General features: G+C 43.9%; 4 protein-coding genes. All 4 read right to left on the bottom strand.

Annotated elements, in window-relative coordinates:
• Positions 1-651: 651 nt before the first annotated feature.
• Positions 652-2,067 (bottom strand): ABC transporter permease subunit, encoded by a 1,416-nt coding sequence (locus OXH00_13720; protein MCY3742068.1) that lies wholly within the window; start codon positions 2,065-2,067, stop codon positions 652-654.
• A gap of 175 nt (positions 2,068-2,242) precedes the next feature.
• Positions 2,243-3,025 carry a hypothetical protein gene (locus tag OXH00_13715; protein MCY3742067.1) on the bottom strand — a complete coding sequence of 261 codons (783 nt, stop codon included), beginning with the start codon at positions 3,023-3,025 and terminating at the stop codon, positions 2,243-2,245.
• A gap of 122 nt (positions 3,026-3,147) precedes the next feature.
• A complete protein-coding gene (locus OXH00_13710) occupies positions 3,148-4,548 on the bottom strand; it encodes an ABC transporter permease subunit (GenBank protein MCY3742066.1) in 1,401 nt (466 codons plus the stop codon).
• A gap of 633 nt (positions 4,549-5,181) precedes the next feature.
• Positions 5,182-6,970, bottom strand: a 1,789-nt coding sequence (locus OXH00_13705; protein MCY3742065.1) for a hypothetical protein, incomplete at its 5' end; no start/stop codon positions are given.

The following is a 6,970-nucleotide window of genomic DNA, read 5'->3' as shown; positions in this document are numbered from 1 at the left end:
ACTCCTTCGATATGTCGGGTTATTACCCGTTTAATTTATTAATCTTCATACGGGGGTTGTGCCTGCGGAAAAATCGAAAAATTGATACTTTATTATTTAATATTGCTTGATGAAGATTAAATAAATATTTCGGTAATCATTAGAGATCGCGAGCCCAGCTCGCTCCTACAGTAAGGAGTTGTTGTATTACCGAATTAAATTCTTAAACTTCAAGCAATATTAAATATACATTTCACAGTTTTCTAAATTCAGTTGCTGGGGTTCATAAATCCCCATCAAAGATTGGAATCGTAAAAAAGTAATCTGTCAAGCCAACCCATAACGGCTTCACAGAGTTCGGAGAAACTCTGAAAGAAATAACTCCTGTTGATTTGATCTCGCATCAGATACCACAGAAAAAACAAACTCGCAGAATAATAGCTCCGATTCTCAACTTGATACGACCCTGCTTCTTGATAAGGCAGCTTGAATTTACAATATTGTCCAAACTTTAGTATAATTATTAAAGATACGATTTTGAGGTGGAAAGGGTGCATAATTTTAAAACAAATTGCCATCATCCACTTTTATGTTTAATTTCTTGCCTGCTAATTCGATCTGTACCTTGGCGCGTTCGACTTATGCCTTAATGCGTTCAAGAGTGCGTTCAATTCAAATATCGGAACGGAAGAATTTCAGAAACGCTACGGTTGTCAACATCACCGCAAAGAAGCATAGGAAGAGCACATCCACCAGTGAGTGCCTTAACGTTTCATCTAAAGAAGGAACTGCTATAGGGGGTGGCTGCGCAAGTGTGTAGAGATCATCTGGATGGTAACTTCTGACGGAAGCGTGATCTACTATTTTACTGAACAGATCCGCGTGAAGTGCGCCATAATAACGATCCGCTGCTTCAAAGTAGTTGTGTTTTTTAAGCTTTCCGGTCTGTGTCAAGTTCGTGGTGAGATAAATTAGGGAAGAAGTCGGTGTGATTCGTGAGAGGGTCTCGCCGACCGCTTCCTGTCGCGCTTTCTCGCGTCGATAGTTCCTATCTATCTGGTCGGTGCGATCCGCGAATTTCTGCTGATAGGCACCTTCAAGCGGTTGCACCAGTTTATCGAACTCCTGTCCTACTGCATACATCTGTTCATGGGAAGCCTTCGGACGATCTTTCCAGAATTCTTGGTGCATCTCCTTTTTTCTTTGTTCAAGTTCAGCATTGAAATTCTCGCGGAGTGCGGTCTTTTCGAGATAAACGCTCTGCGCGGTTTTTGTGGGTACGATTAATTTCGCCGCGACAAACCCGATGCGTGGCACAATCAGCACAGCGAATACCCAGACAGTGAAGGCGACGATGAGTGCTGTTTTGGCACTATCTAAATAGGTGGAAATCACTGTACCAATGGCGAAAAATACACCGATGTAGAGCAGCGCGGCGAGCATCAGACTCATGACGCGTGGGAAAACCTCTGGCTCCCCCAGCGGAAACCCTTGCCAGACGATGACGAGTAAACCGAAGAGAAACGCCACCAAAAACGGCACCACGAACACGATGTATCCGCCAATGAGTTTGCTCCATAAAAAGAGGTCGCGTGGCAGGGCGTTCGCTAAATTAATCCGCAACGTGCCTGCTTCTCTTTCCCCCGCAACTGCATCGAAGGTAAACAACAGTGCGAGCAAACTGAAGACGGTGCCGACGACAAACAGAAAATCGAGATGCCCTAAAAGGTGGGCAATAGAGTCGGAAACGGTTGCCGGTGGACCTTGGGTAATCCCATTACGCGTCATCCCAAGATAACTTGGCAGTGCGTCACCCAATCCATTTGCGAAAACGCTCAAGGGTGTCGGCTTGAGGAAGAGTTTAGATACCTCCAGCTCCGGTTCGAGTTCCATACTCGGGTTTATGATCTTTTCTTCGATGTTTGACAGTTTAACGGATTCTTGGTAATCCAAAAGGTTTTTACGATAGTTTTGATGATTGATAGAGAGGGTCAACGGAACAAGCAATAGACACATCAAAAGGAGCATGACAAACCGGACGCTCAGAATATGATGCATCATCTCTTTTTGAATCAATGTCCCTAACATATTGAATTCCCTTTTTAGCAAGACTTACGCCACTTCCGCCCTTTGTTGTTTATCTAAAGCGTATCCAGAAAAGCATGCGGCGTATAAGTCCTGCCATATTGACAAAACAGAATAGTCCAAAAGGGTCTATCCCCTTGTCCTGTAAAGGCGGATACGAAGACCTTTTTCTTATATTCTACTTTGGTTTTTCAGGAGGTGTTAGGTCCTGAGGAGGCGTCGGCTTTTTGAGGTGTTCCAAAACCTCTTGTATACGTTTGAGTTGCACCCTCACATCTTCAAGTTGTTTTTCAGCTCTCTCAAGTTGGACTTGAACATGTTTAAGCCGCTGCGGATTAGACTGTTTCTTTGCCCGTTCAAGTTGTTTCTCAGAGCGTTCAATCTGTTCCTTGATACGTTCAACCCGTTTTGAGGCTTCCCGAATTTCCTTCTGATTTTTCTTTTTTACTAACTTATTGATATAAGCGAGTTTATAAGCTTCTTGATCATCCGTTAAAGGCATGCCAAGAAACCCGATTTTCCGTAAATCCGGATTGTCCTCCAAAAATGCTAAAGTGTGTCGCTTTGACAGGTAGATCCTGTAATCGTCGAAATCCTCTATAGTGATACCTCTCTGCAAAAGCATGTGGAGCCACTCTACGCGTGAATGTCGCGCGTCTATTTCACCGCTAATTGCAAGCTCGCTCCGATAAACGCCACCGTCCCCAAAGGTTGCCGTCACCTTTACCTTTGAAAACCTTTGGTTGTACGCCGCATCAAAGGCGTTCATCAATCCCTTCACAGTTTGCGGTCCATCATATTCTTCAGGGGTGGTATTATCTGGTGCTGGTGCCCTACCTTCTATTGATTCTGCGAATGTGAAGGAAGTGGTTGTTTGTGAATTCGCCTGGAACCCAAAAACGGTGGCGATACTTAAGGCTGTCAAAATCGAGAATATTCGCGTGAGGTTTCTATGTTTCATTTTCATTTATCTCCTTCGTTAGCGTTGCCTTCATGTAGAAAGGAATTCTGTAAAAGAAACAGAAGTTTCGTAAAAGTTTACCATTGTTAACTATCACTGACATACCTTAACAGTTTGTTGCGTCAAATATCGGAACGAAAGAATTTCAGAAACGCCACGGTTGTCAATATGACTGCAAAGAAGCAGAGCAGCATCACATCCACCGCCGATTGACGGAGTGTTTCTCCTAAAGTCGTTATCTCCACAGATGGGGGTTGTGTGATTTTGACGGGTCTGTCTTGCCTGCTATACGTATAATCTATAATTTTACTGAATAAGTCTGTATAGAGCATCTCATAATAGTTATCGCCCGTTTGAAAATAGGTGCCTCTTTTTGCCTTTCCGGTCTGTGTCAAGTTTGTAGTGATATAAATTAAGGAAGATGTCGGTGTGAGCCGAGAGAGCATCTGCCCCACCTGTTCTTGCCGTTCAATTTCACGTTTATAATTCCGATCCAATGTGTTAGAATGGTTCAGGAATTTCGATCTATATTCCGCTTCAAAAAGTTTCATACGTTCAGTAATTTTTCTGGAAACCTCCCCACCTATGTGTCTGTGTCCCTTTTCATTGAGGGGGATTTCCATGATCATTTTGTTTTGTTCCTCTTTGAGTGCTGCGTTGAAATCGTCTCGCATGGCTGTTTTTTCCATATAGACGCTCTGTGAAGTCCGTGCTGGTGCGATAAATTTGGCAGCGAGGAACCCAACGCGTGGCGTAATCAACACTGCAAACACCCAAACAGTAAAGGCGATGATGAGTGCCGTCTTAGAATTGTCTAAGTAGGTAGAAATCACTGTCCCGATTGCAAAAAAGACACCAATATAGAGCAATGAGATGAGGGTTAAACTGAAGACTCTCGGAAAAATTTCAGGTTCGCCGAGAGGGAAACCTTGCCAGACAAGCATCAGTAATCCGAACAGCAACGACACTAAGAACGGAACGACAAACACCACGTATCCGCCAATCAATTTGCTCCATAAAAATAGGTCGCGCGGTAGGGAATTGGCTAAGGTGATCCGAAGGGTGCCTGCTTCTCGTTCCCCGGCGACCGCATCGAACGTAAACAGTAACGCGAGTAGACTGAAGACGGTACCGACGACGAACAGAAAATCGAGATGCCCTAACATATAGGAGAGAGAGGACACCAAGGCAGGGGCACCTTGTGTAACCCCATTGCGGGTCATGCCGAGATAACTCGGCAATACATCTGCTAATCCATTTGCGAAGACGCTTAAAGCGGTCGGTTTGAGGAGGAGTTTGGAAACTTCCAGTTCTGGATCCAGTGACATCCCTGGGTTCATCGTGGTTTCTTCAATGTTTGCGAGTTTAACGGCTTGTTGGTAATCTACTAAGTTCTGGCGATAATTTCGGTGATTTATAGAAAGCGTCAGTGGAACGAGAAGCAGGCACATCACAAGGAGCGCGACGAAACGGACGCTCAGAATGTGATGCATAATCTCTTTTTGAATCAATGTCATTAACATGTTGAACTCCCTGAATAGTTTTCAGTAATCAGTTTTCAGTAATCAGTTAAGAGGTTTACCGAAATGCGACGTGTATTATTGCGCGTTGCGTAAGTCCCGTATAATTATTAATGATCCGATCTGAAAGTGGAAAAGGTGCATAAAGTGAAAAATTTATTGCGCGTTGCGTAAGTTCTGTATAATTTAGGACTTACGCAAATTGAACAGACAAGATATGCTTTTTGCTGAAAAATGCCTTGCAGTGAGAAGATTTCAATGTTTTTAAGAAACACCCCAGCAAAAACACCCCCTAAATCCCCCTTATCAGGGGGACTTTAAGAGGAAGTGCGTAAGTTCTGTATAATTATTAATGATCCGATTTGAAAGTCGAAAGGGTGCATAAAGTGAAAAATTTGGGGCATGGAGAAGGCGGGGACTATTCTTGATAACAGTATTGTCGATTATGTAGGAGATTATTCATCGACTTTCATCGGTTTTGGCACTTTCCAGAAGACCATACCTTGTTGTAGGACGATCTTTCGTGAGATATTAAATTGTGAAGGGCGGATTTTGCATCCGCCCTATACGCTTATCAGATAAACCAGAAGTTCCTATGAACCAAAGACGCAGTTTGTTCCGGCAATGTTGTGTTGTCTATTCTTCTGCAAGCGAGATGTGCAATATCCCACGATCTTCAGTAGCACTATAGAGTTTATTGTTAACAATAGTGAGCGCATTAATTTTATCCGGCACTTCTGAAGAGATCTGTTTCCATTGACTCCGAGTATCCAAGCGATAGGCTCCGATGTCGCCAACACCGTAGATTGTGGAGCTATCCACAGCAAATTTGTCTATGATCGGACGTGTACCCGCACTATCGGTTAGCACGCGCCAGTGTACGCCTGTCTCTGAACTCAAGACGCCTTCGTCTGTTGCAACATAAACTGTTGAACCGACAAGGGTTATTTCCTTGAAATGGGTAAAGTGAAGTGGTAGGTTTGACGTAACATCTCTCCAGCTGCTTCCTCCATCAAGCGACTGGAAGAGTTTACCATCGCGTTTGCCGACGTAGATGGTTTCTCCCAAAACTGCTAATTTGAGATCCTTACTTAAGTCTTCATAAGACAGCTGGCTCATGTCTATTAATCCTGTGTTTGTCCATACCGGATCACCAAGTCTCCACTTAAAAAGCGTCCGTCCATATTCAGCATAGAACACATCGTTACAGACTACGACTGTTGTGGCTTTCACGTCCTTTCCATGTAAGTCGCGTACAGGAGGGGAAACAGTTGATACGATTGATTGATGCTCTTTTTCAGAATCATCAGAAGTGGGTATATTGCGTGTAGATAAGCCGGAAATTCGCAAATTGTTATTTATAGAATATGAAAGAAAATAAAGATTGTTGTCATCAACTATCAATTTTGAATTAAAGGTGTTAGAGATACGAGTTCTGCCCGGTGATGATTCATCTCTAATTGTAGTCACCTTCCCAAAAAACCTCTCGGCAATTGAGAGTTTTTTCCAAGACACACCTTCGTCAGTGGATTGATACACTGCGTAGCCAGTATACGCGTATAATCTGTTGTTGACCGCAACTAAATCCTTTAACCTTGTTCCCACCATGCCCTCTATAAGTGAGTGCCACCGTTTTCCACCATCGGTTGTGCGATGAACGCCAAAGGGACCGACTTTGTAAAATGTCGTCTCGTTTACGGCCACAGCTGGTAGACTATGAACCATAAACATATCCGCATCTCCTGGCAGTTCTGTCCAGGTTTGTCCGTTATCTGTTGAATGATAGCGTTTGCTGGCAGTTGACGCTAAAAGCACTTCACCAACAGCCAAAACCGTCATGCCAGAGGGTATCACTCGAAGGTAAGCGTAAGATTTATAATTCGGTGTTATTTCCGTCCATGATGCTCCCAAGTCAGTTGAATGGAAAATCTTGAGTGCATGCGATTCAATTTTTTGTACTTCCTGTGTTACCCCTATTGGCGTGAATCCTAACAGATCGGGCCCCGTCCCAATATAGAGATTATTCTCAGATACTGCCAAAGAGTAGATGGCTCTTGATGTCTCCACCGGCAATTTTTGCCAAGTGCCTGAGTCGAGACGATAGAGACCGCGCGCCGTACCCGCGAACACTGTTTTTCCAACAGCAGCGACTGTGGAAATCGTTTTGTTTACTAATCCGTCATTAAATAAGTGCCATTGTGTCCCACCGTCTGTAGATCGATAAATCCCTTCATCTCTGAGGGCAAGATACATCGTAGAACTCTCACCCGTGATAATGAGACCAACGGCGTGTCCCTGTGGTCGGGAACCAATCACATTCCACGTTTCACCCTTATCATCCGACCTAAATATTTCATCGGTGGATACTATGTAAAGGCGACCACCCTGCTCTGCCATCGGCATTAGCGATTTACCAATTGGAATA

The sequence above is a fragment of the Candidatus Poribacteria bacterium genome (assembly GCA_026706025.1).
In the GTDB taxonomy this organism is placed as follows: Bacteria; Poribacteria; WGA-4E; order WGA-4E; family WGA-3G; genus WGA-3G.
This window is presented reverse-complemented; position numbering and strand designations above follow the sequence as displayed.

What these genes read in the sequence shown, in the direction of transcription:
- OXH00_13720 (MCY3742068.1), bottom strand. Translation starts at nt 2,067, where the DNA reads ATGTTAGGGACATTGATTCAAAAAGAGATGATGCATCATATTCTGAGC.
- OXH00_13715 (MCY3742067.1), bottom strand. Translation starts at nt 3,025, where the DNA reads ATGAAACATAGAAACCTCACGCGAATATTCTCGATTTTGACAGCCTTA.
- OXH00_13710 (MCY3742066.1), bottom strand. Translation starts at nt 4,548, where the DNA reads ATGTTAATGACATTGATTCAAAAAGAGATTATGCATCACATTCTGAGC.